This is a genomic window from Ectopseudomonas composti (assembly GCF_001567565.1).
Taxonomy (GTDB): Bacteria; Pseudomonadota; Gammaproteobacteria; order Pseudomonadales; family Pseudomonadaceae; genus Aquipseudomonas; species Aquipseudomonas composti_A.
This window is the reverse complement of record NZ_LSSW01000029.1, coordinates 699,851-723,129: the sequence shown is the minus strand read 5'-3', so window position 1 is coordinate 723,129 and position 23,279 is coordinate 699,851. Positions and strand designations below refer to the sequence as shown.

Genomic DNA, 23,279 nt, shown 5'->3' with positions numbered 1-23,279 from the left:
GGAAGGGCTTAGCTCTTTCCCCCGTTACCTCATTCTGAGGAGAAATTTATGGACGTCAGCTCAATTAAGCCCCAGGTCAATTCCACGGTTGTCCGCGATGGTGGCGTCTCCAGTGCTGCTGAAGCTCGGCAGAAACAAGGTCTTGCGACGGTTTCGAATACCGACGAACAGACTGTCGCTCGAGCAGTCACTCCTGCTCAGGAGGTCAGCCGTGAAGATGTTGAAGATGCGGTAGCGACCATTCAGGAGTTCGTGCAGTCGGTTCGTCGCAACATCAACTTCGCGGTGGATGATGGTTCCGGGCGAGTTGTGGTGAAGGTGACGGATTCAGGGTCGGGCGATGTGATCCGCCAGATTCCGTCCGAAGAAGCGCTCAAGCTGGCGGAGAACCTGTCAGAGGTGCGCAGCTTGTTATTCAAGGCCGAGGCGTAGTTACAGCCCTGGCATGAATTTTGACTGACGTCCTGTTAAGGATAGCGTTCAGTCGGATTTTTGACGAGGTGCAAAGTCATGGCGGGTATCACTGGGCTCGGTTCGGGCATCAAAATTGACGAGATTGTCACGGCTTTGGTCAATGCGGAGCGTGCTCCGAAGACCAATCAGCTTGATAATCTCGAGAAACAGACCACCACGCGCATCTCGGCAATGGGCAGCCTCACCGGGGCGTTGAATACGTTCAAAACGGCCGTGGATGCGCTCAACAAGTCTTCGCTGTTCGAGTCACGCACTGCCAGCACTTCCAGTAGTAGCGTGCTGAAGGCCACGGCCGCCACCACGGCGCCTGCCGGTACTTACAGCGTTCAGGTTCAGCAGTTGGCAGCTAGTAGCAAGGTGGCGCTGCAATCGGTTTCCGGTGGAACCGAGGCGACTTTCAACAGTGGCACGCTGGAAATTTCCGCTGGCAGTTCCAGTATCAGTGTCGATATCACCGCAGCCAACAACACGCTCGCAGGTATGCGTGACGCCATCAACGAGGCTGGTAAAGATAGCGGCATCAGTGCGGCCATCATTACCGATGACTCTGGCTCGCGCCTAGTGCTCAGCTCGACCAAGACAGGTGCCGGTAATGATATCCAGGTGGCCGTTACCGAAGATGGTGTCACGTCGGGCAATAACGCTCTCAGTGGCCAGGCTTTTACCCCCACGGTAGATCCTGATGATGCAGAGGCCTTTCTGAAGCCCAGCTCGGATACCGGAGCGGGTGGCGTAATCACCCAAGCCAAGTCCGCCAAGCTGACCATTGATGGCCTGCAACTGGTGCGTAACAGCAACAAGATCGAGGATGCCTTGGAGGGCGTTACACTCGATCTGGTGTCTGCCCAAAGCACTACCGATCTTGCTGATGGCAAGACGATCAACCTGACCGTGGGTGTAGACAAGGGCAGCGTCAAAAGCAATCTGCAGAAGTTCGTCGACGCCTATAACGCATTGATGTCCTCTACGGCTCAACTGACAGCTGTAGTGAAAGTCGATGGCTCCAATGAGCCGGTGACCGGCCCCCTGGTTGGCGATTCCACGGTGCGCAATGTTATGTCTGGCCTGCGTAACGAAATTGTGAAGATGACCGGTGGCAGCGAAAGTAACGTTCGTGCATTGGCTAGCTTGGGTATTACCACCAGCAAGGACGGTAAACTCTCTCTGGATGACACCCTGCTGACAGAAGCGCTTGATAGCAATTTCGAGCAGGTGGGTGGCTATCTAACCGGCGACGATGGATTGATGGGGCGTTTGTCCGGGTTCGTTTCAGGTTATGTGGCAACCGACGGTGTCTTGAAGCAACGCACAGATGCTTTGCAAGCTACCAAGATGGACGTCGATAAACAGCGCGAGTCGCTGAACAAGCGTGTCGAAAGTCTGCAAAAACGCCTTTACGCCCAATACAACGCCATGGATTCTCTGGTCGGGCAGCTTTCGCGCACCAGCGAAAGCCTGGGCAGCATGCTCGCCAACCTGCCGGGCTTCGTCAAAAAGGATTAGTAATTCATGAGCAAGAACCCTATCGATGCCTATAAGCAGGTTAAAGCCAGCCAGGAGGTGTCGCCTTATCGCACGGTGCAGCTGCTGCTCGAAGGCGCTTTGCAGCGAGTGATGTTGGCCAAACACGCTCAGGCTGAAGGCGATACCGAGATTCGAGGCATGGCAGTGGGTAGCACCATTACCATTCTTAGTGTGCTGCAGGCCGCTCTGGATAAGGAGCTCGGTGGTGAAATTGCCGAGAACCTGGATGCGCTGTACGACTATATGACTCGCCGCCTGGCGGGAGTGGCACTGGATAGCACGCCGCGCTCTCTGGATGAAGTGCAAGCGCTTCTGAGCAATATCAAGAGTGCCTGGGATGCCATCGGCCCCGAGGTCGAACCGGCGCCTGCTGGCTGATTGATCGTTTCGTTTTCGGTTTGGCTGTGCCGTTTCAGCGACAAAAGCGTTAAAGCTTTGAGCCGCAGGGTCGATATATCAAGTATCAGCCCATCGGTAGAGCGAGAGCGACTATGAACGCAATGGCGGCCCTCAAACAGTATCAGACCGTCAACAACCAAGCGCAGGCCGCAGAGGCCAGCCCTCATCGTCTGATCCAGATGTTGATGGAGGGCGGTCTGTCCCGTATCGCTCAGGCACGGGGTGCCATGGAGCGCGGACAGACTGCGTTGAAGGGTGAGTTGATCGGCAAGAGTATTGCCATCGTCGCGGGACTGCGCGAGAGTCTCGACCATCAGCAAGGTGGTGAGCTGGCCGGTAATCTCGACAGCCTGTACGAATACATGATCGCCCGTTTGACCGAGGCCAATGTCAGTAACGAGCCGGAGCTTCTCGAGGAAGTGTCGATGCTGCTGCGCAACGTCAAACAGGGTTGGGATGCCATCGCTCAGTAATGAGCGAGCATCGGAGGAGAAAGGCAATGAGTTCATCTGTCCAGCGTTTGGAAGCGACAGGTTCCGCCCTGCGTGATGCACTGGCCAAGCAGGACTGGGCTGCGATTGGTGAGCTCGATCTGCAGTGCCGTATGGCAGTCGATGCTGCCATGGTCGACAGTCGTGACGAGGAAGAGCTGCGCAGTGGTCTGGAAAACCTGCTGTCGCTCTATCGAGAGTTGGTGACCGTTTGTCAGACCGAGCAGCAGCGTCTGGCCGGTGAGTTGGTGCAGCTCAATCAGTCCCGTCAGGGCGCCAAGGTCTATCAGCTTTTCGGCTGATTACTCCGCATTTACCGAGTTTAACCAGCAGGTTCGGCTCGGTTTTGCTTTTTGATCCTATCGTTTCTCCTTCTTTTTTATCTGCTATCACTACCCCTCTCTGCAAACGGCTGCTTAGCTAGTTTCACGTGCGGGCAAAAAAGTTACGTCATAAATTTGACTGGCTTCAATTTTTTGACTTTACTAGTGGCCAAATGCTGGTGCGCGCCGAAGATCTGGCGCGCGATCTCTCACTCCTCGGGTCAGACAAACACAAGATGTGGCGTGAAACCAAAATCCTGTTGATCGATGACAATGCTGCGCGTCGTCACGAGTTGGCGATCATTCTGAGTTTCCTAGGGGAAGAGCATTTAGCCTGCACGAGCCAGGACTGGCGCAATGCAGTGGCCGAGCTGAGTTCCAGCCGTGAAGTGCTCAGTGTCTTGCTGGGTGACGTTGAAGCCAAGGGCGGTGCCCTGGAACTGACCAAACAGATTGCTGGCTGGGACGAGTTTCTGCCCTTGTTGACGGTGGGCGACTCCAGTTTGGCCGAGTGGCCTGAAGATTTGCGCAGGCGTGTACTCGCCAGCCTGGAGACGCCGCTCAGCTACAACAAGCTGCTCGACTCCCTGCACCGCGCTCAGGTCTATCGCGAGATGTATGACCAGGCCCGTGATCGTGGTCGTCAGCGCGAACCCAATTTGTTCCGCAGCCTGGTAGGCACCAGTCGTGCCATTCAGCAGGTGCGGCAGATGATGCAGCAGGTGGCCGATACCGAGGCCAGCGTGCTGATTCTGGGTGAGTCTGGGACTGGCAAGGAGGTGGTGGCGCGTAATCTGCACTACCACTCCAAGCGTCGTGAGGCGCCTTTCGTTCCGGTCAATTGCGGCGCTATCCCGGCTGAGCTGCTCGAGAGCGAGTTGTTCGGTCATGAGAAGGGGGCTTTCACCGGCGCTATCACCAGCCGGGCAGGGCGCTTCGAGTTGGCCAACGGCGGTACGCTTTTCCTCGACGAAATTGGCGACATGCCGCTGCCGATGCAGGTCAAGCTGCTGCGCGTGCTACAGGAACGTACCTTCGAGCGCGTCGGTAGCAACAAGACGCAGACCGCTGACGTACGCATCATTGCCGCTACGCACAAGAACCTGGAGAAAATGATCGAGGACGGCAGTTTCCGTGAGGATCTTTACTACCGCCTCAACGTCTTCCCCATCGAGATGGCGCCGCTGCGCGAGCGCATCGAAGATATCCCGCTGCTGATGAACGAGCTGATTTCGCGCATGGAGCACGAGAAGCGCGGTTCCATTCGTTTCAACTCGGCGGCGATCATGTCGCTGTGTCGCCACGACTGGGCGGGCAACGTGCGTGAGCTGGCCAACCTGGTGGAGCGCATGGCGATCATGCATCCCTACGGCGTGATCGGTGTCGGCGAGCTGCCGAAGAAATTCCGTCATGTCGATGACGAGGATGAGCACCTCGCGGCCAGCTTGCGTGACGAGATGGAAGAGCGCGCGGCGATCATGGCGGGTCTGCCGGGCCTCGATACGCCGGCCATGTTGCCCCCGGAAGGCCTGGATCTGAAGGATTACCTCGGCAATCTGGAACAGGGCCTTATCCAGCAGGCGCTGGATGATGCGGGTGGCGTGGTGGCGCGTGCGGCTGAACGTCTGCGTATTCGTCGGACCACGCTGGTGGAGAAGATGCGCAAGTACGGCATGAGCCGCCGCGACGAGGACGGCCAAGACGAGGATTGATCCTGCGTTTTGGGTAAATGCCACAGATAAAGCCGGAGCTTTGACGCAAGCTCCGGCTTTGTTTTTTCAAGTGACTGATAAATAAGAATAAAAAAGTAGGCACGGGGATTGCTAAAGCTCTTGTATCTGACCGTCTTCTGACGGTGCGTCGTACGAGAGAAGCAGATGGAAGCCAACCTTCGTCCTACCGAGTCAGCCGAGCCCAGTGCCTCCGCACCGCTCGAACAAGCCAGCCGTGCGGGACTGGAGCAGGCCTTTGCCCTGTTCAATCAGATGTCCAGCCAGCTCAGCGAGTCCTACAGCCTGCTCGAGGCTCGGGTCAATGAGCTGAAAGGGCAGCTGGCGTTGGTCAGCGCCCAGCGCATGCAGGAACTCGCTGAGAAAGAGCGTCTGGCTCATCGCCTGCAAAGTCTGCTGGACCTGTTGCCCGGTGGGGTGATCGTGATCGACGGCCAGGGCGTCGTGCGTGAGGCCAACCCGGTTGCGCGCGCATTGCTCGGTCAGCCGCTGGTGGGGATGCTCTGGCGGCAGGTGATCGCTCGCAATTTCGCGCCGCGCGAAGACGATGGCCACGAAATCTCCATGCGCGACGGCCGTCGTCTATCCATCGCCACCCGTTCCCTGCACGGGGAGCCGGGGCAACTGGTGCTGCTGACCGACCTGACAGAAACCCGTCGCCTGCAGGACCAGCTTTCTCGTCACGAGCGTCTCTCCGCGCTAGGGCGAATGGTCGCCTCCCTGGCGCATCAGATCCGTACACCGCTTTCCGCCGCGCTGCTTTACGCAAGCCACCTCAATGAGCAGGTGCTGCCTGCCGAGCAGCAGCAGCGCTTCGCTGGACGTTTGAAGGAGCGCTTGCACGAGCTGGAGAATCAGGTGCGCGACATGCTGATCTTCGCCCGTGGCGAGCTGCCGCTGCCGGATCGGCTGCCACCTTCGGTCTTGTTCGACGCCTTGCGCGCTGCGGCCGATGCACATGTAGGCGAGATGGCGGTCCGCTGGCAGTGCGACGTGCGTGACGGCGAGTTGCTGTGCAACCGCGACACGCTGGTCGGCACCGTGCTCAACCTCATTGATAACGCCATACAGGCGGCTGGGCGCGATGCGCGCCTGAAGATTCATCTGTACCGACGCGACAACCTGTTGCGCCTGTGCGTCAGTGACAACGGCCCCGGCATGAGCCGGGAAACCCTGGTGCGCCTGGGTGAGCCGTTCTTCACCACCAAAACCACGGGTACTGGCCTCGGCCTGGCTGTGGTCAAGGCTGTGGCGCGCGCCCATCAGGGCCAGTTGCTGCTGCAATCGCGCGCGGGTCGCGGTACCTGCGCCATCGTTTCTTTGCCGCTGCTCGATGCAGCGCCTCACTCGAATCAGGAGTAACCCATGGCTGCCAAAGTCCTGCTGGTTGAAGACGATCGCGCCCTGCGCGAAGCCCTGGCCGACACCCTGTGCCTGGGCGGGCATGATTATCGGGCGGTCGATTGCGCCGAAGCTGCATTGGTCGCGTTGACCGAGGAGCCGTTCGGCCTGGTGGTCAGCGACGTCAACATGCCGGGCATGGATGGCCACCAGTTGCTGGTGCAGATTCGCAGTCGCTACCCGCAGTTGCCGGTTTTGCTGATGACGGCGTTCGGTGCAGTGGAGCGTGCGGTGGATGCCATTCGCCAGGGCGCCGCCGACTATCTGGTCAAGCCCTTCGAGCCGCGTACATTGCTGGAGCTGGTGGCCAAGCATGCTCTCGGAAAGTTGACGGCAGGGGACCGTGACGGTCCCGTGGCGCTCGAGCCGGCCAGCGTGCAGCTGCTGGAGCTGGCTTCCCGCGTGGCGCAGAGTGATTCGACGGTGATGATCACCGGCGAATCTGGAACGGGTAAGGAGGTACTGGCGCGTTATATCCATCAACAATCGCCCCGTGCATCCGGCCCTTTCATCGCCATCAACTGTGCGGCGATTCCCGACAACATGCTCGAAGCAACATTGTTTGGCCATGAGAAGGGCGCATTCACGGGGGCGGTCACGGCGCAGCCAGGCAAGTTCGAGCTGGCCGATGGCGGGACCATTCTGCTCGACGAGATTTCCGAAATGCCGCTGGGGCTGCAGGCAAAATTGCTGCGCGTGCTGCAGGAGCGTGAGGTGGAACGGGTCGGCGCACGCAAGCCGATCAACCTGGACATTCGCGTGCTCGCCACCAGCAACCGGGATCTGGCGAGTGAGGTCGCCGCAGGGCGCTTCCGCGAGGATCTTTACTATCGGCTGTCGGTCTTCCCCCTGGCCTGGCGACCGCTGCGTGAGCGTCCTGCCGACATTCTGCCGCTGGCCGAGCGGCTGCTGACCAAGCACGTCAAAAAAATGAATCAGGCACCGGTGCGTTTGTCCGAGTCGGCTGCGCAGAGCCTGGTGCAGCATCAGTGGCCGGGCAACGTGCGCGAGCTGGATAACGCCATTCAGCGGGCTTTGATTCTGCAGCAGGGCGGGGTGATTCAGGCCCAGGATCTCTGTCTGCACGCACCTATCGGCCAGACGGTACAGAGCGCTGCGCCGCGCCTGGCCGTCGTGCCGAGCGTTGCGTCTCCAGTGGCTCCGCCGGTCGAGTCGGCGAGCGTGGTGGATTCCGGCGCGCTTGGCGAAGACCTTCGCCGCCGAGAGTTCCAGGTGATCATCGACACCCTGCGCGCCGAGCGTGGCCGCCGCAAGGAGGCTGCCGAGCGCCTGGGTATCAGCCCGCGCACCCTGCGTTACAAGCTGGCGCAGATGCGTGACGCCGGAATGGACGTCGAGGCCTATCTGTACGCCAGCTGAGGTCGCTCGCCACGGCGCGTCGCGGCCTTTGCGGCTGCGGCGCTGCGTGGCGCTTCAGCGTCATCAGGCACCCTCTGTCTGATCCTCCGGCTGTAGGGCGCGCCGTGCACATCGATCATGGCGCTCCGCTCTCCGCTTGTGCCGCTCTCCGAGCTTCTTTTCATTCTGGCACCCTTGTTGCAGATACCCCTGCATAGCGCCGCTAGTGTCAAAAAGCGGGCAGTGGAGGAAGTCATGAGCCAGGGTGTCGAATTCAATCGCTTGATGCTGGAAATGCGTTCCATGCAGGCCGAGGCCATGGCACGGCAGAAGCCGGCTGTGAGCGAGCCTGTGCAAGGGGCGCCGAGCTTCTCGGAAATGCTCGGCCAGGCGGTGAACAAGGTCAACGAGACCCAGCAGGCCTCCAATAAACTGGCTACCGCTTTCGAGATGGGGCAGAGCGGGGTCGATCTGACCGACGTGATGATCGCCTCGCAGAAAGCCAGCGTATCCTTCCAGGCCATGACCCAGGTTCGTAACAAGCTGGTCCAGGCTTATCAAGACATCATGCAGATGCCGGTCTGAGGGTTGATTCATGGCTGAAGCAGCAGTAGCAAACGTACCGGCCAAAGCCGATGCAGGTGAGCCCAGGAAGCCGCTGTTCGGCTTGAGCTTCCTTGAAAACCTCGCCGAGATGTCGGTGCTGCGTCAGCTCGGGCTTCTGGTCGGGCTGGCTGCCAGTGTGGCGATCGGTTTCGCCGTGGTGCTCTGGTCGCAGCAGCCGGATTATCGTCCGCTCTATGGCAGCCTCAACGGGATGGATGCCAGCCAGGTGGTCGAGACCCTGACTGCTTCCGGCATCGACTACACCATCGAACCGAATTCTGGCGCGCTGCTGGTCAAGGCCGATGATCTGGCGCGTGCGCGCATGCGTTTGGCCGCTGCCGGTGTGGCGCCCACCGATAATAGCGTCGGCTTTGAAATTCTCGACCGTGAACAGGGCCTCGGCACTAGCCAGTTCATGGAGGCAACCCGCTATCGTCGCGGCCTCGAAGGCGAATTGGCGCGTACTGTCTCCAGCCTCAACAACGTCAAGGCGGCACGTGTGCACCTGGCCATGCCCAAGGCTTCGGTGTTCGTGCGTGACGAGCGCAAGCCTTCGGCCTCCGTTCTGGTCGAGCTTTACCCGGGGCGTGCGCTGGAGCCGAGCCAGGTCATGGCCATCGTCAATCTGGTCGCGACCAGCGTGCCTGAGCTGGACAAGGGCCAGGTCACCGTGGTCGATCAGAAGGGCAACCTGCTCTCCGATCAGCAGGAGTTGTCCGAGCTGACCATGGCTGGCAAGCAGTTCGACTACACCCGTCGTATGGAAACGCTGTTCACCCAGCGTGTGCACAACATTCTGCAACCTGTGCTGGGCACTGGCCGCTACAAGGCGGAAGTATCAGCTGACGTGGACTTCAGCGCGGTGGAATCCACCTCCGAGATGTTCAATCCGGATCAGCCGGCGCTGCGCAGTGAACAGCAGGTCAACGAGCAGCGCCAGAGCAGCCTGCCGCCACAGGGTGTGCCGGGCGCGCTGTCCAACCAGCCACCTGGCCCGGCTGCCGCACCGCAGCAGGCTGCAGGCGGCGCCGCCGCTCCGGCCGGTCCGATTGCAGCCGGGCAGCCGTTGGTCGATGCCAACGGTCAACAGATCATGGACCCGGCAACCGGACAGCCGATGCTGGCGCCGTACCCGGCAGACAAGCGCGAACAGTCCACGCGCAACTTTGAGCTTGATCGCTCCATCAGCTACACCCGTCAGCAGCAGGGGCGTCTGCGTCGTCTGTCGGTTGCCGTGGTGGTGGATGATCAGGTGCGTGTCGATCCGGCCACTGGCGAAAGCAGCCGGGTGCCGTGGACAGCCGACGACCTGGCGCGGTTCACGCGTCTGGTACAGGACTCGGTGGGCTTCGATGCCAGTCGTGGCGATAGCGTCAGTGTGATCAACACGGCGTTCACCGCATCGATGGGCGAAGAGATTCCGGACATTCCGTTCTACACCCAGCCCTGGTTCTGGGACATCGTCAAGCAGGTGCTCGGTGTCCTGTTCATCCTGGTATTGGTGTTCGGTGTGCTGCGCCCGGTGCTCAACAACATCACCGGTGGCGGTCGTGGCAAGGCGCTGACAGGTTCCGGCGATGTCGAGCTGGGTGAGATGGGTGGCCTGGGCGGCGAGCTGTCCGATGATCGTGTCAGCCTCGGCGGCCCACAGAGCATTATGTTGCCCAGCCCCAGCGAGGGGTATGATGCACAATTGAACGCTATCAAGAGCCTGGTGGCGGAAGACCCAGGTCGTGTCGCCCAGGTGGTGAAAGAGTGGATCAATTCCGATGAGTGATAATCGTACCGCTACCAAGCTGACCAAGGTCGACAAGGCCGCGATTCTCCTGCTGTCGCTGGGCGAGACCGACGCCGCTCAGGTGCTGCGCCACCTGGGACCGAAGGAAGTGCAGCGCGTCGGCGTCGCCATGGCCGGTATGCGCAACATCCACCGCGAGCAAGTCGAGCAGGTGATGGGCGAGTTCGTCGACATCGTCGGCGACCAGACCAGCCTGGGCGTGGGTTCTGACGGCTACATCCGCAAGATGCTCACCGCAGCGCTGGGCGAGGACAAGGCCGGCAACCTCATCGACCGTATCCTTCTCGGTGGTAGCACCAGCGGCCTGGATAGCCTGAAATGGATGGAACCGCGCGCCGTGGCCGATGTGATTCGCTACGAGCACCCGCAGATTCAGGCCATCGTGGTGGCCTACCTCGACCCCGACCAGGCGGGTGAAGTGCTCAGTCATTTCGATCACAAGGTGCGCCTGGATATCATCCTGCGCGTGTCTTCGCTCAATACCGTGCAGCCCTCGGCACTCAAGGAACTCAACCAGATCCTCGAGAAGCAGTTCTCCGGCAGTGCCAATACCACACGCGCCAGCATGGGCGGCGTCAAGCGTGCGGCAGACATCATGAACTTCCTCGACAGCTCGGTGGAAGGCCAGTTGATGGACTCCATTCGCGAAGTGGACGAAGACCTGTCGACGCAGATCGAGGACCTCATGTTCGTCTTCGACAACCTGGCCGATGTCGACGACCGTGGTATCCAGGCACTGATGCGCGAAGTCTCGTCCGAAGTGCTGGTGCTGGCGCTCAAGGGCGCCGACGAGGCGATCAAGGACAAGGTGTTCAAGAACATGTCCAAGCGTGCGGCCGAGCTGCTGCGTGACGACCTGGAAGCCAAGGGGCCGGTGCGCGTCAGCGACGTGGAAGGTGCGCAGAAGGAAATTCTCACCATTGCCCGGCGTATGGCCGAAGCCGGAGAGATCGTGCTCGGCGGCAAGGGCGGCGAGGAAATGGTTTAAGCCATGGCAGCCAAGGAGCCTGAGAGCGAGCTGATTCGCGCCAAGGATCTGGGCACATTCGACCGTTGGGCGCTGCCCAGCTTCGATGCGCCGGGCACAGAGCCGAGCGACGCCGATGCGGCCGCAGATGAGCAGGCGCAAGCGCCTGCCGCGGCCGTAGAGGAGCAGGATGCTGCGCAGGTCGAGGAAGTCGCCCTCGAAGATGTCAAACCACTGACGCTCGATGAGCTTGAGGCCATCCGCCAGGATGCCTACAACGAAGGCTTCGCCACCGGCGAGAAGGACGGCTTTCATGCCGGCCAGATCAAGGCCAAACAGGAGGCCGATGCCGCGCTGGCGCTGAAGGTCGGCAGCCTGGAAACGCTCATGTCGCAGTTGCTCGAGCCCATTGCCGAGCAGGACCAGCAGATGGAAGTGGCCGTGGTGCGCCTGGTCAGTCATATGGTGCGCGAGGTCATTCAGCGCGAGCTCAACACTGATTCCAGCCAGATTCGCCAGGTGCTGCGCGAAGCGCTCAAGTTGCTGCCCATGGGCGCCGACAACGTGCGCATCCAGATCAACCCGCAAGACTTCGAAACCATCAAGGCGATGCGTGAGCGTCACGAGGAAAGCTGGCGCATTCTCGAGGACGACAGCTTGCTGCCGGGCGGCTGCCGCATCGAGACCGAGCACAGTCAGATCGATGCCAGTGTCGAGACGCGCATGGCGCAGGCTCTCAAGCAATTGTTCGAGCAGCAGCGCGCGCAGGCTACCCAGCCGCCCGAGGCGGACATCAATCTGGAACTGGACAGCGCCGATGCGCCTTGATCGTGTGAGCTTCGCCCGGCGTCTGGAGGGCTACAGCGATGCGATCAGCCTGCCCAGTCAGCCCATACTCGAAGGTCGTCTGCTGCGCATGGTCGGCCTCACCCTGGAAGCCGAAGGCTTGCGCGCGGCAATTGGCAGTCGCTGCCTGGTCATCAATGAAGACAGCTATCACCCGGTTCAGGTCGAGGCCGAGGTGATGGGCTTTTCCGCTGGCAAGATCTACCTGATGCCGGTCGGCAGCCTGGCTGGCATCGCGCCAGGCGCACGGGTCGTGCCGCTGCCGGACGCCGGGCGCTTGCCCATGGGCATGTCCATGCTGGGGCGAGTGCTCGACGGCGCAGGGCGCGCGTTGGACGGCAAGGGCGGAATGAAGGCCGAAGACTGGGTGCCGATGGATGGCCCCAGCATCAACCCGCTCAAGCGTGACCCCATCAGTCAGCCGCTGGATGTCGGCATCCGTTCGATCAACGGCCTGCTTACCGTCGGACGCGGTCAGCGTCTGGGCCTGTTCGCCGGTACCGGCGTGGGCAAGTCCGTGCTGCTGGGCATGATGACCCGGTTCACCGAGGCCGAAATCATCGTGGTCGGGTTGATTGGCGAGCGGGGGCGTGAGGTCAAGGAGTTCATCGACGAAATCCTCGGCGAGGAGGGCATCAAGCGTTCCGTGGTGGTCGCTTCGCCGGCCGACGATGCGCCGCTGATGCGTCTGCGTGCCGCGCAGTACTGCACGCGCATCGCCGAATATTTCCGCGACAAGGGCAAGAACGTCCTGCTGCTGATGGACTCACTGACCCGTTATGCCCAGGCTCAGCGTGAAATTGCCCTGGCCATCGGTGAGCCGCCAGCGACCAAGGGCTATCCACCCTCGGTATTCGCCAAACTGCCGAAACTGGTCGAGCGTGCCGGTAATGCCGAAGCCGGCGGTGGTTCGATCACTGCCTTCTACACGGTCCTGAGTGAGGGCGATGACCAGCAGGACCCTATCGCCGACGCCGCGCGCGGCGTGCTCGACGGACACTTCGTCCTGGCTCGCCGTCTGGCCGAGGAGGGGCACTATCCGGCAATCGATATCGAGGCATCCATCAGCCGGGTCATGCCGCAGGTGGTACCGCCTGAGCAGCTCAAGCAGGCGCAGCGTTTCAAGCAGCTGTGGTCGCGTTATCAGCAAAGTCGCGATCTGATCAGCGTCGGGGCCTATGTTCCTGGTGGTGATGCGGATACTGACCTGGCCATCGCGCGCCAGCCGCTGATGGCTCAGTATCTGCGCCAGGGCCTGGATGACAGCGTGGGTATGCAGCAGAGCCGAGAACAACTGGCCACCGTGCTGGGGCAATGATGCTGTTGACCCGCAAATCCTGTGACGTCGGTGAGGTCATGCAGTCATGAGTCTCAGTCGCGCCAAGCGTCTGCAGCCGGTCGTCGAAATGGCAGAAAGGGCCGAGCGCGAGGCAGCCCGCCAGCTCGGGCATTGCAAGGGGTTGGTAGGCCAGGCCGAAGCCAAGTTGGGCGAGTTGGAACGTTTTCGCGGTGACTATCAGCAGCAGTGGATCAGCGAGGGCAGCAAGGGCGTTTCCGGCCAGTGGCTGATGAACTATCAACGCTTTTTGTCGCAACTGGAAACGGCGGTCGGCCAGCAGCAGCAGAGTCTCGAGTGGCATCGTGCCAACCTTGAGAAGATGCGTGCCGTGTGGCAGCAGCGCTATGCGCGGCTCGAAGGGCTGCGCAAACTGGTGCAGCGCTACATAGACGAAGCCCGATTGGCCGAGGACAAGCGTGAGCAGAAATTGCTCGACGAGCTGGCGCAACGCCTGGTCGATCGCGGTGAATCCTGAATAGAAGTTGTTTCGTCGCCTGCCAGATGCTACACCTTGAGACGTGAACCGCCCCATTTGGCAGAGTCTCGACAAAGGAGTAGACATGGCCATCACTTCGCAGCCGTCCGCGGACGGACAAGAGCTGACCATTGTGATTCGAGGACGCTTCGACTTCGCCTCTCATCAGGAGTTTCGCGACGCCTACGAGCGTGTAAACGTCGCGCCCAAGCGCTATCAGGTCGATTTGCGTGATACCAGTTACCTGGATAGTTCGGCGCTGGGCATGTTGCTGCTGTTACGTGACCATGCCGGCGGCGATTCTGCGCAAATTCGTCTGCTCAATTGCAGCAGCGATGTGCGCAAGATCCTTGCGATCTCCAACTTCGAGCAGCTGTTTCAGATCAGCTGATGCCTGATCGTCTTGCGATTCTGATTGCCGAGGACAACGCGGCTGATCGCATGCTGCTGTCCACCATCGTCAGTCGCCAGGGCCATCGCGTGCTTACCGCCAGCAATGGCCTGGAGGCGGTGGCGCTATTCGAGCAGGAGCGCCCGCACCTGGTGTTGATGGATGCGCTGATGCCGGTGATGGATGGCTTCGAGGCTGCCCGGCGGATCAAGCAGCAGGCCGGCGAGGCGCTGGTGCCGATCATCTTTCTCACTTCGCTGACCGAAGGTGAGGCGCTGGTGCGTTGCCTCGAGGCCGGTGGCGATGACTTTCTCGCCAAGCCCTACAACCGGGTGATACTCGAAGCCAAGATCGGTGCGATGGACCGCCTGCGCCGGCTGCATGACACGGTGCTGCGGCAACGCGACCTGATCGCCCGGCACAACGAGCATCTGCTGCGTGAGCAGCGCGTGGCCAAGGCGGTATTCGACAAGGTGGCGCATTCCGGTTGCCTGGATGCGCCGAACATCCGCTACATGCAGTCGCCTTATGCGCTGTTCAACGGCGATCTGCTACTGGCCGCGTACAACCCGTCCGGTGGCATGCATGTGCTGCTTGGCGACTTCACCGGCCATGGCTTGCCGGCGGCCATTGGCGCCATGCCGCTGGCCGAGGTGTTCTACGGCATGACTGCCAAGGGGCATGCGCTCGCCGAAATCCTTCGCGAGATCAACGCCAAGCTCAAGCGTATCCTGCCGGTCGGCGTTTTCTGCTGCGCCACCGTGCTCAATATCAGCAGCAAGCGGGGTTTGCTCGAAGTCTGGAACGGCGGGCTGCCCGATGGCTACCTGCTGCATGCCGATGGCCGTCCGCGTCAGCCTTTGGTGTCACGCCATCTGCCGTTGGGGATTCTAGGGCCTGCGGCCTTCAGCGACCGTTGTGAGGTCTACCCGCTGGCGCCTGGGGATCGCATTTTCCTGCTCAGTGACGGTGTTCTCGAAGCCAGCGACAAGCAAGGGGAGTTGTTCGGCGAGGCGCGCCTGCTCGGTCTGCTGGATGCCAATCGCCAACCGCAGGCGCTGTTCGAGGAAATCCAGCAGGCGCTGGTGGCATTTCGCGGTGAGCAACAGGACGATGTCAGCATGGTCCAGGTCGGTTTGGCCGAAGACGATGAACGTCCCCGGCCGCTGGCCTTTGCCGACAGCGGCCAGAGTAGCGTGATGGACTGGTCGGCCAGTTTCGAGTTTCGTGCACTGAGTCTGCGTCATTTCAACCCTTTGCCGTTTCTGCTGCAGCTGCTGCTGGACGTGCAAGCACTGCGGCCACGTGGCGGTGAGCTGTATACCGTGCTCGCCGAGCTCTACTCCAATGCGTTGGAGCATGGTGTGATGGGCCTGGACTCGTCGCTCAAGAGGGATGCCAGTGGCTTTGCCGAGTACTACCGGGAGCGGCGTCTGCGCCTGGCGTCGCTGCATGACGGCTATGTGCGTTTTCATCTGCAGATGCTGCCCGAGACGAACGGCGGTCGGCTGATCGTGCGAGTGGAAGACAGCGGGCCTGGTTTCGACCCAGCCAGTGTCATCGATACGGCCGATGATGCGCTCTGTGGGCGGGGGCTGTCGTTGGTGCGTGAGCTAAGCGATGGCTTCGGGCATTGCTCCGACGGACGGGGCGTCAGCGTGGAGTTTTGCTGGTCCACTGAGGCATAATTCGCGCTTCGATGTTCATGGAGTGACCCAGTGTCCGATATCCATCTCGACGATGCTGTCCTGGCATCCTTGCAGGATGTCATGGAGGACGAATATCCGATTCTGCTCGATACCTTCGTGGCCGACTCCGAAGAGCGCGTGCGCCTGCTGCATGAGGCTCAGGCCGAAGGCGATGCTCAGGGGGTGCGTCTGGCTGCCCACAGTTTCAAGGGCAGTTGCAGCAACATGGGCGCGGTGCTGCTGGCTAGCCTGTGCAAAGAGCTGGAGGACGCGGGGCGGCGCGACGAGCTGGAACTGGTTCCGGCCCTGATCGAGCAGATCGAGCGCGAGTTTGCGATTGTCCGCATTCTCTTCAAATCCGAGCGTCAGCGTTACCGCGTCTGACGTCTTCTCACAAGTTGGCCCGTCCTTTGCTCTGATCCAGTCACGACCCATCAGACGGAGAGCGTCCATGTCCGCGTTGCCCGACCTACGCCTGCAGGCTACGCCTGAGGTGAAGAGCAAAGCGAAGCCGCCGGCCAAAGCGCCGGAGCCCAGCAAGAACGGTGCTTCCAGCTTTGCCGAGGTATATGCCAAGGAGCGCCAGGCCAAGCCCGGCGAGCGCGCTGGCAGTACCGATAAAACTAGCCAGGAGCAGAAGTCTGCGCCGTCAGCAGAAGAGTCCGATAGCGCTTCTGCTGCCGCCGAAGAGCCTGCGGTTGCCGCGTCCGGCAATTCCTTGCCGACGCAGGAGGGGGCTGAAGAAGAGCTCGATCCGTTGCTGGCAATGGCGCTGAGCGGCATTCAGGCGCAAGTCGACGATGCCCAGGTAACCGAGGAGTCGCCGGATCTGCCGGCGCTGGTGATAACCGGCGCCAAAGGCGAAGGCGTCGAGAATGCCGATCCAGTGTTGGAGGAAGAGGCGCTCGACCCATTGGCGCAGCTCAAGCTGCCAGCGGATGAGGCGGGCAAGGCGCAGTTGCCTCAGGACGCCGCGAACAAGAGTGCGCGAGTGGCAACCAGCACGGACTTCGCCGCTGCCATGGCCTCCATGGGCAAGGGCGAAGAGTCGACCGAGAGCACTGAGGAGGCGGCGCTGGATCTGCCACTGGAAAGCCTGGCCAAGGACACTCAGGAGAGTCTCAAGGACAGCGTTCAGCCCAATCGTCCGGATCAGTTCGTCAGCAAGCTCAATGCGTTGACGCAGGCGCTCAATCACCAGACCGGCGCCGCTCAGCGGGCGCCTCTGGTGCCCGGTCAGCCAGTGGCGATGCATCAGGGGGGCTGGAGCGAGGCGGTGGTGGATCGCGTCATGTGGCTGTCCAGTCAGAACCTCAAGTCGGCTGAAATTCAGCTCGATCCGGCGGATTTGGGGCGTCTCGAGGTGCGGGTGAACATGTCTCAGGATCAGGCCCAGGTGACCTTCGCCAGCCCCAATGCCGGGGTGCGGGAGGCGCTGGAAGGGCAGATGCACCGCCTGCGTGAGCTGTTCGCGCAGCAAGGCATGAACCTGGCCGATGCCAACGTCTCCGATCAATCGCTCAACCGCGGCTGGCAGGGGCAGGGCGAAGGCGGTCGGGGCGGCTCCGGCTCGCGTGGCGACTCGCTTGCCGGTGATGAGTTGCAAGCAGTTGCTCATCAGGATGTGCGTAGCGAACGTCTGGCCTCGGGTCGTGGGTTGGTCGATTACTACGCGTGAGTGACGTCAGGGTTGGGTAGTCGCACTGACCAATGTCCGGTGAGCGTCGATCCTCCGCTAGACTTGCATTCGCCCGGGTTGCCAAAAGGCACCCGGGCGAATGCATTTAGGGTGACAGCAAGGAGCTGGCGCTGTTAAATCCGCAGCCCAGAGTTAGACAAGCCTGCTCATATGCTGGCATAACACTTGCTCTTAACCCTTTGAATGCGGAAAGAACTCCGATAGTGACGGATTATTGGCATGGCTAAGAAAGAAGCAGCACCGGCTGCCGACGGACAACCCGCCGGCAAGAGCAAGCTGAAACTCATCATCCTGATCGTGGTGGGGCTGCTGCTGGCCGTCGGCCTGTCCGTGGGTGGTACCTGGTTCATTCTCAGCAAGGGTGACAAGCACGAGGAGACCAAGCCAGAAGAGGCTGCGGCTGAGGCGGCTCCAGCGCATCAGCCGGCCATCTACCAGGACCTGATGCCGGCCTTCGTGGTCAATTTCAACTACCAGAACCGTACCCGCTACCTGCAGGTGAGCATGGCGTTGATGGGCCGTGATGCAGCCGGTATGGAGAAGCTCAAGGTGCATATGCCGGTACTGCGCAATCGCCTGGTGATGCTGCTGTCCGGTCAGGACTTTGCCACGCTGCAAACGCCGCTGGGCAAGGAGATGCTCCTGCAGCAGGCGCTGGCCAGCGTGCAGGAGCTGGCGCAGAAGGAAACCGGCAGCACTGTGGTCGAGCAGGTGCTGTTCACCAATTTCGTGTTGCAGTAGCGGGAGCCGAAGATGGCCGTGCAAGACCTGCTTTCCCAGGACGAGATCGATGCGCTGTTGCATGGTGTTGACGACGGTCTGGTCGAAACCGAGGACGCTGCGGAGCCTGGGAGCGTCAAGCAATATGACCTGACCAGCCAGGATCGTATCGTCCGTGGGCGCATGCCGACCCTGGAGATGATCAACGAGCGTTTCGCCCGTTATACCCGCATCAGCATGTTCAACCTGCTGCGTCGTTCGGCTGACGTCGCCGTCGGTGGCGTGCAGGTGATGAAGTTCGGCGAATACGTGCACTCGCTGTACGTGCCGACCAGCCTCAACCTGGTGAAAATGAAGCCGTTGCGTGGCACCGGACTGTTCATCCTCGACGCCAAGCTGGTGTTCAAGCTGGTGGACAACTTCTTCGGCGGCGATGGGCGTCACGCCAAGATCGAAGGCCGCGAATTCACCCCTACCGAATTGCGCGTGGTGCGCATGGTGCTCGATCAGGCCTTCGTCGATCTGCGCGAGGCCTGGCACGCGGTAATGGACATCAATTTCGAATACGTCAACTCCGAGGTCAACCCGGCGCTGGCCAACATCGTCAGCCCCAGTGAGGTGGTGGTGGTGTCCACCTTCCACATCGAACTCGACGGCGGTGGTGGCGACCTGCACATCACGATGCCGTACTCGATGATCGAGCCGATTCGCGAAATGCTCGATGCCGGTTTCCAGTCCGATGTCGACGACCAGGACGAGCGTTGGATCAAGGCGCTGCGCGAGGACATTCTCGATGTCAGCGTACCGCTGGGCGCTACCGTTGCCCGCCGCCAGCTGAGGCTGCGCGACATCCTGCATATGCAGCCGGGCGATGTAATCCCGGTGGAGCTGCCCGAGAACGTGGTCATGCGCGCCAATGGCGTGCCGACCTTCAAGGTCAAGTTGGGTGCACACAAGGGCAATCTGGCCCTGCAGGTGCTGGAGCCCATCGAACGCCAGCGCTGAGGTGCTGGTAACTCTTCCGGGCTGACAAGCCCGATGCGAACGAATAGCTGGAGCCAGGCGAGGAAAGACGATGGCAGACGAAGAAAACACCTCTCCCGAGGAGCAGGCACTGGCCGATGAGTGGGCCGCGGCGCTGGCCGAGGCGGGCGATGCCGATCAGGACGATATCGATGCGATGCTGGCCGGGCAGGCCGCTGCTGAGCCTGCGCAACCTGCAGCACCCCGTGCACCGATGGAAGAATTTGGCAGCGCTCCGCCGCCGAGCAATCTGCCGGTGAACCTGGATGGGCCGAACCTGGATGTGATTCTCGACATTCCGGTGTCGATTTCCATGGAGGTGGGCAACACCGACATCACCATCCGTAACCTGTTGCAGCTCAACCAGGGTTCGGTGATCGAACTCGATCGTCTGGCCGGCGAGCCACTCGACGTTCTGGTCAATGGCACCCTGATCGCTCACGGTGAAGTGGTGGTGGTCAACGAGAAGTTTGGCATCCGCCTGACGGACGTGATCAGCCCCAGCGAACGTATCAAGAAGCTGCGCTGATCATGGCCCGACTCATCGCGTTACTGTTGGTGCTGCCGGGTTTGGCGCTGGCTGCCGAACCCGCCGGCAAGGCTGCCACGCCCATGGCTGGCAGTGATATCGCCGGCCAGCTCGGCCAATTGTTGCTGGGCCTGTTGCTGGTCATCGGGCTGATCTTCCTGCTTGCCTGGCTGCTGCGCCGCGTGCAGCGACTGAGCCCGCGTGGCGGGCAGGTGATCAAGCTGCTGTCGAGCCAGGCGCTCGGCCCGCGCGATCGCCTGGTGCTGGTGCAGGTGGGTAACGAGCAGATTCTGCTGGGCCTGTCGGCGGGGCGCATCACGCCTTTGCATGTACTCAAGGAGCCGGTGCACCTGCCAGACGCCGAGCCTGCCACGCCGGAGTTCGCCCAGCGCCTGATGGAGCTGCTGGGCAAGGATCAGAAGGACAAATCCTGATGCTGCGCTTGTTGCTGGTGCTGGTGCTGAGCCTGGCTGCTTCACTGGCTTTCGCCGAAGACCCACCTGGCGCCACTACGCTGATTCAGCAGGGCAACAACCCGCTGTCGATCCCGGCCATCACGCTGTCCACCGACGCTCAGGGGCAGCAGGAATACTCGGTCAGCCTGCAGATTCTGCTGATCATGACGGCGCTGAGTTTCATCCCGGCGTTCGTCATGTTGATGACCAGCTTCACGCGGATCATCATCGTCTTCTCCATCCTGCGGCAGGCGCTGGGTCTGCAACAGACGCCGTCGAACCAGATCCTGGTGGGGCTGGCGCTGTTTCTCACGATGTTCATCATGGCGCCGGTGTTCGACCGCATCAACAACGACGCCCTGCAGCCCTATCTCAACGAAGAGATCGTCGCCCAGGAGGCGTTGACGCGGGCTGAGGGGCCGATCCGTGACTTCATGCTGGCGCAGACCCGTGAGAGCGATCTGGCGCTGTTCGTGCGCCTGTCCAAGCGCACCGACCTGGCGGGTGTCGAGGACGTGCCGCTGACCATCCTGGTACCGGCGTTTGTCACCTCCGAGCTGAAGACTGCGTTCCAGATCGGCTTCATGATCTTCATTCCGTTTCTGATCATCGACATGGTGGTCGCCAGCATCCTCATGGCAATGGGCATGATGATGCTTTCGCCACTGATCATCTCATTGCCGTTCAAGATCATGCTGTTCGTCCTGGTCGACGGCTGGGCGCTGATCATGGGGACGCTTGCCGCCAGTTTCGGCACGATATAGCGAGGCTCACGATGACTCCCGAGGTAGCAGTTGATCTGTTTCGCGAAGCGCTCTGGCTGATCGTCCTGATCGTTGGTCTGGCGGTGGTGCCGAGTCTGCTGGTGGGCCTGGTGGTCGCCATGTTTCAGGCAGCCACGCAGATCAACGAACAGACCCTGAGCTTCCTGCCGCGTCTGATGGTGATGCTGCTGACTCTGATCTGGGCCGGCCCCTGGCTGGTGAGCCAGTTGATGGAGTACACCCAGACGTTGATACAGAACATTCCGTACCTCATAGGTTGAGGGGCAGGGCGCGATGCTGGAGTTGAGCAACGAGCAAATCAGCGCCTGGGTCGGCCAGTTTCTGCTGCCGTTGTTTCGCATCGCCGCAATGTTGATGGTCATGCCGATCTTCGGTACCCAGTTGGTGCCGACGCGCGTGCGGCTCTACCTGGCGCTGGCCATCAGCGTGCTGCTGGTGCCGACATTGCCGCCAATGCCGCAGGTGGACGCGCTGAGCCTGCGCAGTCTGTTGCTGATCCTCGAGCAGGTGCTCATCGGCGCCATGTTCGGTTTCATCCTGCAGCTGTTCTTCCACCTGTTCGCCGTGGCCGGACAGATCATTGCCATGCAGATGGGGTTGGGCTTCGCCTCGATGGTCGATCCGGCCAACGGCGTCTCCGTGCCGGTGCTCGGCCAGTTCATGCTGATGTTGGTGACCTTGCTGTTTTTGGCCATCAACGGTCACCTGGTGGCATTGGAAATTCTGGCGGAGAGCTTCGTCACCCTGCCGTATGGCCAGGGGATGATGGTCAATCACTACTGGGAGCTGGTCGGCAAGCTGGGCTGGGTGATCGGTGCCGGCCTGCTGTTGACCCTGCCTGCCGTCACCGCCTTGCTGGTGATCAACCTGGCATTCGGCGTGATGACCCGCGCTGCGCCGCAGCTGAACATCTTTTCCATCGGTTTCCCGCTGACCCTGGCCATGGGCCTGGTGATCTTCTGGGTAAGCCTCTCCGACTTCGGCAGCCTGTTCCAGGCGCTGGCCAGCGAAGCCCTGCAGCAGTTGGGCGAATTCGCCCTGACGCGATGAGGGGCGAGCATGGCTGAGAGCGAGAGTGGCGCCGACAAGAGCGAGGAACCCACAGGCAAGCGGCTTGAAGAGTCGCGCAAGAAAGGTCAGATCGCTCGCTCCAAGGAACTCAACACCCTGGCGGTGACCCTCACCGGCACCGTGGCCCTGATCATCTTCGGCGCCTACATGGGCAATGCGCTGCTGGACATCATGCGCGGTAATTTCAGCCTGCCGCGTGACGTGTTGATGAACGAGGGCAGCATGGCGCTGCACCTGCTGGCCTCGGGCAAGCAGGCGCTGCTGGCGGCGCAGCCATTTCTGATCGCCTTGCTGATCGCCTCCGTGATCGGTCCCATTGCGTTGGGCGGCTGGCTGTTTTCTGCCGAAGCGCTGCAACCCAAGGCCAGTCGGATGAACCCTCTGGCTGGCCTCAAACGTATGTTTTCGGTTCAGGCCCTGGTCGAGTTGCTCAAGGCACTGGCCAAGTTTCTGGTGATTCTCGCGGTCGCCCTGGTGGTGCTGTCGGTGGACCAGGACGACCTGCTGGCGATTGCCAACGAGCCGCTCGAAGCCGCCATCCTACATAGCCTCAAGGTGGTTGGCTGGAGTGCGTTCTGGTTGTCGTGCGGCTTGATCCTGATCGCGGCGGTGGATGTGCCGTTCCAGCTGTGGAGTCACAAGCAGAAGCTGATGATGACCAAGCAGGAAGTGCGCGACGAGTACAAGGACACCGAGGGCAAGCCCGAGGTCAAGGGCCGTATTCGCCAGCTGCAGCGGGAAATGGCCGAGCGGCGGATGATGCAGGCCGTACCGCAGGCCGACGTGGTGATCACCAACCCGACCCACTTCGCGGTAGCGCTCAAGTACGATCCGGAGAATGGCGGGGCGCCGGTGATGCTGGCCAAGGGTGGCGACTTCCTGGCGCTGAAAATTCGTGAGATTGCCCAGGAGCACCAGGTGATGGTGCTGGAGTCGCCGGCCCTGGCGCGTGCCGTGTATTACTCCACCGAGCTGGATCAGGAGATTCCTGCAGGCCTGTACCTGGCAGTGGCTCAGGTGCTGGCCTACGTCTATCAGCTGCGGCAATACCGGGCGGGCAAGGGCAAGCGGCCCGGTCCGTTGCCGGATCTGCCGATCCCTGCGGACCTGCGTCGCGACTCGTAAAGAGCGCCTTGCACGCTACTGCGTCATTTCTGGAACGCTTCTTGCCATTACCCCTTCAAGG

At 61.2% G+C, this 23,279-nt stretch carries 26 protein-coding genes; all 26 read left to right on the top strand.

Going from position 1 to position 23,279, the window contains the following annotated elements; genetic code table 11:
- Nucleotides 1-48 precede the first annotated feature (48 nt).
- Complete coding sequence (locus PCLY_RS19845) at nucleotides 49-432, top strand: flagellar protein FlaG (RefSeq protein ID WP_061241434.1); 384 nt, start codon at nucleotides 49-51, stop codon at nucleotides 430-432.
- A 78-nt stretch (nucleotides 433-510) separates the two neighbouring features.
- Complete coding sequence (fliD, locus tag PCLY_RS19840) at nucleotides 511-1,977, top strand: flagellar filament capping protein FliD (RefSeq protein WP_061241431.1); 1,467 nt, start codon at nucleotides 511-513, stop codon at nucleotides 1,975-1,977.
- Between the two features lie 6 nt (nucleotides 1,978-1,983).
- Nucleotides 1,984-2,376 (top strand): flagellar export chaperone FliS, encoded by a 393-nt coding sequence (fliS, locus tag PCLY_RS19835; protein ID WP_061241430.1) that lies wholly within the window; start codon nucleotides 1,984-1,986, stop codon nucleotides 2,374-2,376.
- Nucleotides 2,377-2,489: 113 nt separating this feature from the next.
- A complete protein-coding gene (fliS, locus tag PCLY_RS19830; RefSeq protein ID WP_061241427.1) occupies nucleotides 2,490-2,870 on the top strand; it encodes a flagellar export chaperone FliS in 381 nt (126 codons plus the stop codon).
- Between the two features lie 26 nt (nucleotides 2,871-2,896).
- Nucleotides 2,897-3,190, top strand: a complete 294-nt coding sequence (fliT, locus tag PCLY_RS19825) for a flagellar protein FliT (RefSeq protein WP_061241420.1) — start codon at nucleotides 2,897-2,899, stop codon at nucleotides 3,188-3,190.
- Between the two features lie 257 nt (nucleotides 3,191-3,447).
- Nucleotides 3,448-4,923 carry a sigma-54 dependent transcriptional regulator gene (locus PCLY_RS19820; protein WP_061241649.1) on the top strand — a complete coding sequence of 492 codons (1,476 nt, stop codon included), beginning with the start codon at nucleotides 3,448-3,450 and terminating at the stop codon, nucleotides 4,921-4,923.
- A 165-nt stretch (nucleotides 4,924-5,088) separates the two neighbouring features.
- Nucleotides 5,089-6,303, top strand: coding sequence for a sensor histidine kinase (locus PCLY_RS19815; protein WP_061241418.1), 1,215 nt, complete (start codon nucleotides 5,089-5,091; stop codon nucleotides 6,301-6,303).
- 3 nt (nucleotides 6,304-6,306) lie between these two features.
- Nucleotides 6,307-7,722, top strand: coding sequence for a sigma-54-dependent response regulator transcription factor FleR (gene fleR, locus PCLY_RS19810; protein WP_061241416.1), 1,416 nt, complete (start codon nucleotides 6,307-6,309; stop codon nucleotides 7,720-7,722).
- 234 nt (nucleotides 7,723-7,956) lie between these two features.
- On the top strand, nucleotides 7,957-8,286 hold the full coding sequence (gene fliE, locus PCLY_RS19805; protein WP_017679158.1) for a flagellar hook-basal body complex protein FliE: 330 nt from the start codon (nucleotides 7,957-7,959) through the stop codon (nucleotides 8,284-8,286).
- 10 nt (nucleotides 8,287-8,296) lie between these two features.
- Nucleotides 8,297-10,084 carry a flagellar basal-body MS-ring/collar protein FliF gene (gene fliF, locus PCLY_RS19800; protein WP_061241414.1) on the top strand — a complete coding sequence of 596 codons (1,788 nt, stop codon included), beginning with the start codon at nucleotides 8,297-8,299 and terminating at the stop codon, nucleotides 10,082-10,084.
- Nucleotides 10,077-11,093, top strand: a complete 1,017-nt coding sequence (fliG, locus tag PCLY_RS19795) for a flagellar motor switch protein FliG (protein WP_061241412.1) — start codon at nucleotides 10,077-10,079, stop codon at nucleotides 11,091-11,093. The genes fliF and fliG overlap by 8 nt, the downstream gene beginning before the upstream one ends.
- A gap of 3 nt (nucleotides 11,094-11,096) precedes the next feature.
- Nucleotides 11,097-11,900, top strand: a complete 804-nt coding sequence (gene fliH / locus PCLY_RS19790; protein ID WP_061241411.1) for a flagellar assembly protein FliH — start codon at nucleotides 11,097-11,099, stop codon at nucleotides 11,898-11,900.
- Nucleotides 11,890-13,236: a flagellar protein export ATPase FliI gene (gene fliI / locus PCLY_RS19785; protein ID WP_061241409.1), complete on the top strand. Its 1,347-nt coding sequence runs from the start codon at nucleotides 11,890-11,892 to the stop codon at nucleotides 13,234-13,236. Before fliH ends, fliI begins: the two co-directional genes overlap by 11 nt.
- Before the next feature lie 46 nt (nucleotides 13,237-13,282).
- Nucleotides 13,283-13,732 carry a flagellar export protein FliJ gene (gene fliJ, locus PCLY_RS19780; protein WP_061241407.1) on the top strand — a complete coding sequence of 150 codons (450 nt, stop codon included), beginning with the start codon at nucleotides 13,283-13,285 and terminating at the stop codon, nucleotides 13,730-13,732.
- An 85-nt stretch (nucleotides 13,733-13,817) separates the two neighbouring features.
- A complete protein-coding gene (locus tag PCLY_RS19775; RefSeq protein ID WP_061241404.1) occupies nucleotides 13,818-14,123 on the top strand; it encodes an STAS domain-containing protein in 306 nt (101 codons plus the stop codon).
- Complete coding sequence (locus tag PCLY_RS19770; protein WP_061241401.1) at nucleotides 14,123-15,811, top strand: ATP-binding SpoIIE family protein phosphatase; 1,689 nt, start codon at nucleotides 14,123-14,125, stop codon at nucleotides 15,809-15,811. The genes PCLY_RS19775 and PCLY_RS19770 overlap by 1 nt, the downstream gene beginning before the upstream one ends.
- Before the next feature lie 30 nt (nucleotides 15,812-15,841).
- Nucleotides 15,842-16,195: an Hpt domain-containing protein gene (locus PCLY_RS19765; protein WP_061241399.1), complete on the top strand. Its 354-nt coding sequence runs from the start codon at nucleotides 15,842-15,844 to the stop codon at nucleotides 16,193-16,195.
- A gap of 67 nt (nucleotides 16,196-16,262) precedes the next feature.
- On the top strand, nucleotides 16,263-17,489 hold the full coding sequence (locus tag PCLY_RS19760; RefSeq protein WP_061241394.1) for a flagellar hook-length control protein FliK: 1,227 nt from the start codon (nucleotides 16,263-16,265) through the stop codon (nucleotides 17,487-17,489).
- A gap of 240 nt (nucleotides 17,490-17,729) precedes the next feature.
- Nucleotides 17,730-18,251, top strand: coding sequence for a flagellar basal body-associated protein FliL (gene fliL / locus PCLY_RS19755; protein WP_061241391.1), 522 nt, complete (start codon nucleotides 17,730-17,732; stop codon nucleotides 18,249-18,251).
- Between the two features lie 12 nt (nucleotides 18,252-18,263).
- Nucleotides 18,264-19,235: a flagellar motor switch protein FliM gene (gene fliM, locus PCLY_RS19750; protein WP_061241387.1), complete on the top strand. Its 972-nt coding sequence runs from the start codon at nucleotides 18,264-18,266 to the stop codon at nucleotides 19,233-19,235.
- Between the two features lie 70 nt (nucleotides 19,236-19,305).
- The gene (gene fliN / locus PCLY_RS19745; RefSeq protein ID WP_061241383.1) at nucleotides 19,306-19,782 is read left to right on the top strand and encodes a flagellar motor switch protein FliN; all 477 of its coding nucleotides are present in this window, start codon (nucleotides 19,306-19,308) and stop codon (nucleotides 19,780-19,782) included.
- Between the two features lie 2 nt (nucleotides 19,783-19,784).
- Nucleotides 19,785-20,216 carry a flagellar biosynthetic protein FliO gene (gene fliO, locus PCLY_RS19740; RefSeq protein WP_061241380.1) on the top strand — a complete coding sequence of 144 codons (432 nt, stop codon included), beginning with the start codon at nucleotides 19,785-19,787 and terminating at the stop codon, nucleotides 20,214-20,216.
- The gene (fliP, locus tag PCLY_RS19735; RefSeq protein ID WP_061241378.1) at nucleotides 20,216-21,001 is read left to right on the top strand and encodes a flagellar type III secretion system pore protein FliP; all 786 of its coding nucleotides are present in this window, start codon (nucleotides 20,216-20,218) and stop codon (nucleotides 20,999-21,001) included. The genes fliO and fliP overlap by 1 nt, the downstream gene beginning before the upstream one ends.
- 11 nt (nucleotides 21,002-21,012) lie before the next feature.
- Complete coding sequence (fliQ, locus tag PCLY_RS19730; RefSeq protein ID WP_061241377.1) at nucleotides 21,013-21,282, top strand: flagellar biosynthesis protein FliQ; 270 nt, start codon at nucleotides 21,013-21,015, stop codon at nucleotides 21,280-21,282.
- A gap of 13 nt (nucleotides 21,283-21,295) precedes the next feature.
- Nucleotides 21,296-22,072 (top strand): flagellar biosynthetic protein FliR, encoded by a 777-nt coding sequence (fliR, locus tag PCLY_RS19725; protein ID WP_061241374.1) that lies wholly within the window; start codon nucleotides 21,296-21,298, stop codon nucleotides 22,070-22,072.
- Nucleotides 22,073-22,081: 9 nt separating this feature from the next.
- Nucleotides 22,082-23,218, top strand: coding sequence for a flagellar biosynthesis protein FlhB (gene flhB / locus PCLY_RS19720; RefSeq protein WP_061241371.1), 1,137 nt, complete (start codon nucleotides 22,082-22,084; stop codon nucleotides 23,216-23,218).
- Nucleotides 23,219-23,279 lie beyond the last annotated feature (61 nt).

Bases quoted from the DNA above. Each gene is read 5' to 3' on its own strand.
- PCLY_RS19845 (WP_061241434.1), top strand. From the start codon at position 49: ATGGACGTCAGCTCAATTAAGCCCCAGGTCAATTCCACGGTTGTCCGC.
- fliD (WP_061241431.1), top strand. From the start codon at position 511: ATGGCGGGTATCACTGGGCTCGGTTCGGGCATCAAAATTGACGAGATT.
- fliS (WP_061241430.1), top strand. From the start codon at position 1,984: ATGAGCAAGAACCCTATCGATGCCTATAAGCAGGTTAAAGCCAGCCAG.
- fliS (WP_061241427.1), top strand. From the start codon at position 2,490: ATGAACGCAATGGCGGCCCTCAAACAGTATCAGACCGTCAACAACCAA.
- fliT (WP_061241420.1), top strand. From the start codon at position 2,897: ATGAGTTCATCTGTCCAGCGTTTGGAAGCGACAGGTTCCGCCCTGCGT.
- PCLY_RS19820 (WP_061241649.1), top strand. From the start codon at position 3,448: ATGTGGCGTGAAACCAAAATCCTGTTGATCGATGACAATGCTGCGCGT.
- PCLY_RS19815 (WP_061241418.1), top strand. From the start codon at position 5,089: ATGGAAGCCAACCTTCGTCCTACCGAGTCAGCCGAGCCCAGTGCCTCC.
- fleR (WP_061241416.1), top strand. From the start codon at position 6,307: ATGGCTGCCAAAGTCCTGCTGGTTGAAGACGATCGCGCCCTGCGCGAA.
- fliE (WP_017679158.1), top strand. From the start codon at position 7,957: ATGAGCCAGGGTGTCGAATTCAATCGCTTGATGCTGGAAATGCGTTCC.
- fliF (WP_061241414.1), top strand. From the start codon at position 8,297: ATGGCTGAAGCAGCAGTAGCAAACGTACCGGCCAAAGCCGATGCAGGT.
- fliG (WP_061241412.1), top strand. From the start codon at position 10,077: ATGAGTGATAATCGTACCGCTACCAAGCTGACCAAGGTCGACAAGGCC.
- fliH (WP_061241411.1), top strand. From the start codon at position 11,097: ATGGCAGCCAAGGAGCCTGAGAGCGAGCTGATTCGCGCCAAGGATCTG.
- fliI (WP_061241409.1), top strand. From the start codon at position 11,890: ATGCGCCTTGATCGTGTGAGCTTCGCCCGGCGTCTGGAGGGCTACAGC.
- fliJ (WP_061241407.1), top strand. From the start codon at position 13,283: ATGAGTCTCAGTCGCGCCAAGCGTCTGCAGCCGGTCGTCGAAATGGCA.
- PCLY_RS19775 (WP_061241404.1), top strand. From the start codon at position 13,818: ATGGCCATCACTTCGCAGCCGTCCGCGGACGGACAAGAGCTGACCATT.
- PCLY_RS19770 (WP_061241401.1), top strand. From the start codon at position 14,123: ATGCCTGATCGTCTTGCGATTCTGATTGCCGAGGACAACGCGGCTGAT.
- PCLY_RS19760 (WP_061241394.1), top strand. From the start codon at position 16,263: ATGTCCGCGTTGCCCGACCTACGCCTGCAGGCTACGCCTGAGGTGAAG.
- fliL (WP_061241391.1), top strand. From the start codon at position 17,730: ATGGCTAAGAAAGAAGCAGCACCGGCTGCCGACGGACAACCCGCCGGC.
- fliM (WP_061241387.1), top strand. From the start codon at position 18,264: ATGGCCGTGCAAGACCTGCTTTCCCAGGACGAGATCGATGCGCTGTTG.
- fliN (WP_061241383.1), top strand. From the start codon at position 19,306: ATGGCAGACGAAGAAAACACCTCTCCCGAGGAGCAGGCACTGGCCGAT.
- fliO (WP_061241380.1), top strand. From the start codon at position 19,785: ATGGCCCGACTCATCGCGTTACTGTTGGTGCTGCCGGGTTTGGCGCTG.
- fliP (WP_061241378.1), top strand. From the start codon at position 20,216: ATGCTGCGCTTGTTGCTGGTGCTGGTGCTGAGCCTGGCTGCTTCACTG.
- fliQ (WP_061241377.1), top strand. From the start codon at position 21,013: ATGACTCCCGAGGTAGCAGTTGATCTGTTTCGCGAAGCGCTCTGGCTG.
- fliR (WP_061241374.1), top strand. From the start codon at position 21,296: ATGCTGGAGTTGAGCAACGAGCAAATCAGCGCCTGGGTCGGCCAGTTT.
- flhB (WP_061241371.1), top strand. From the start codon at position 22,082: ATGGCTGAGAGCGAGAGTGGCGCCGACAAGAGCGAGGAACCCACAGGC.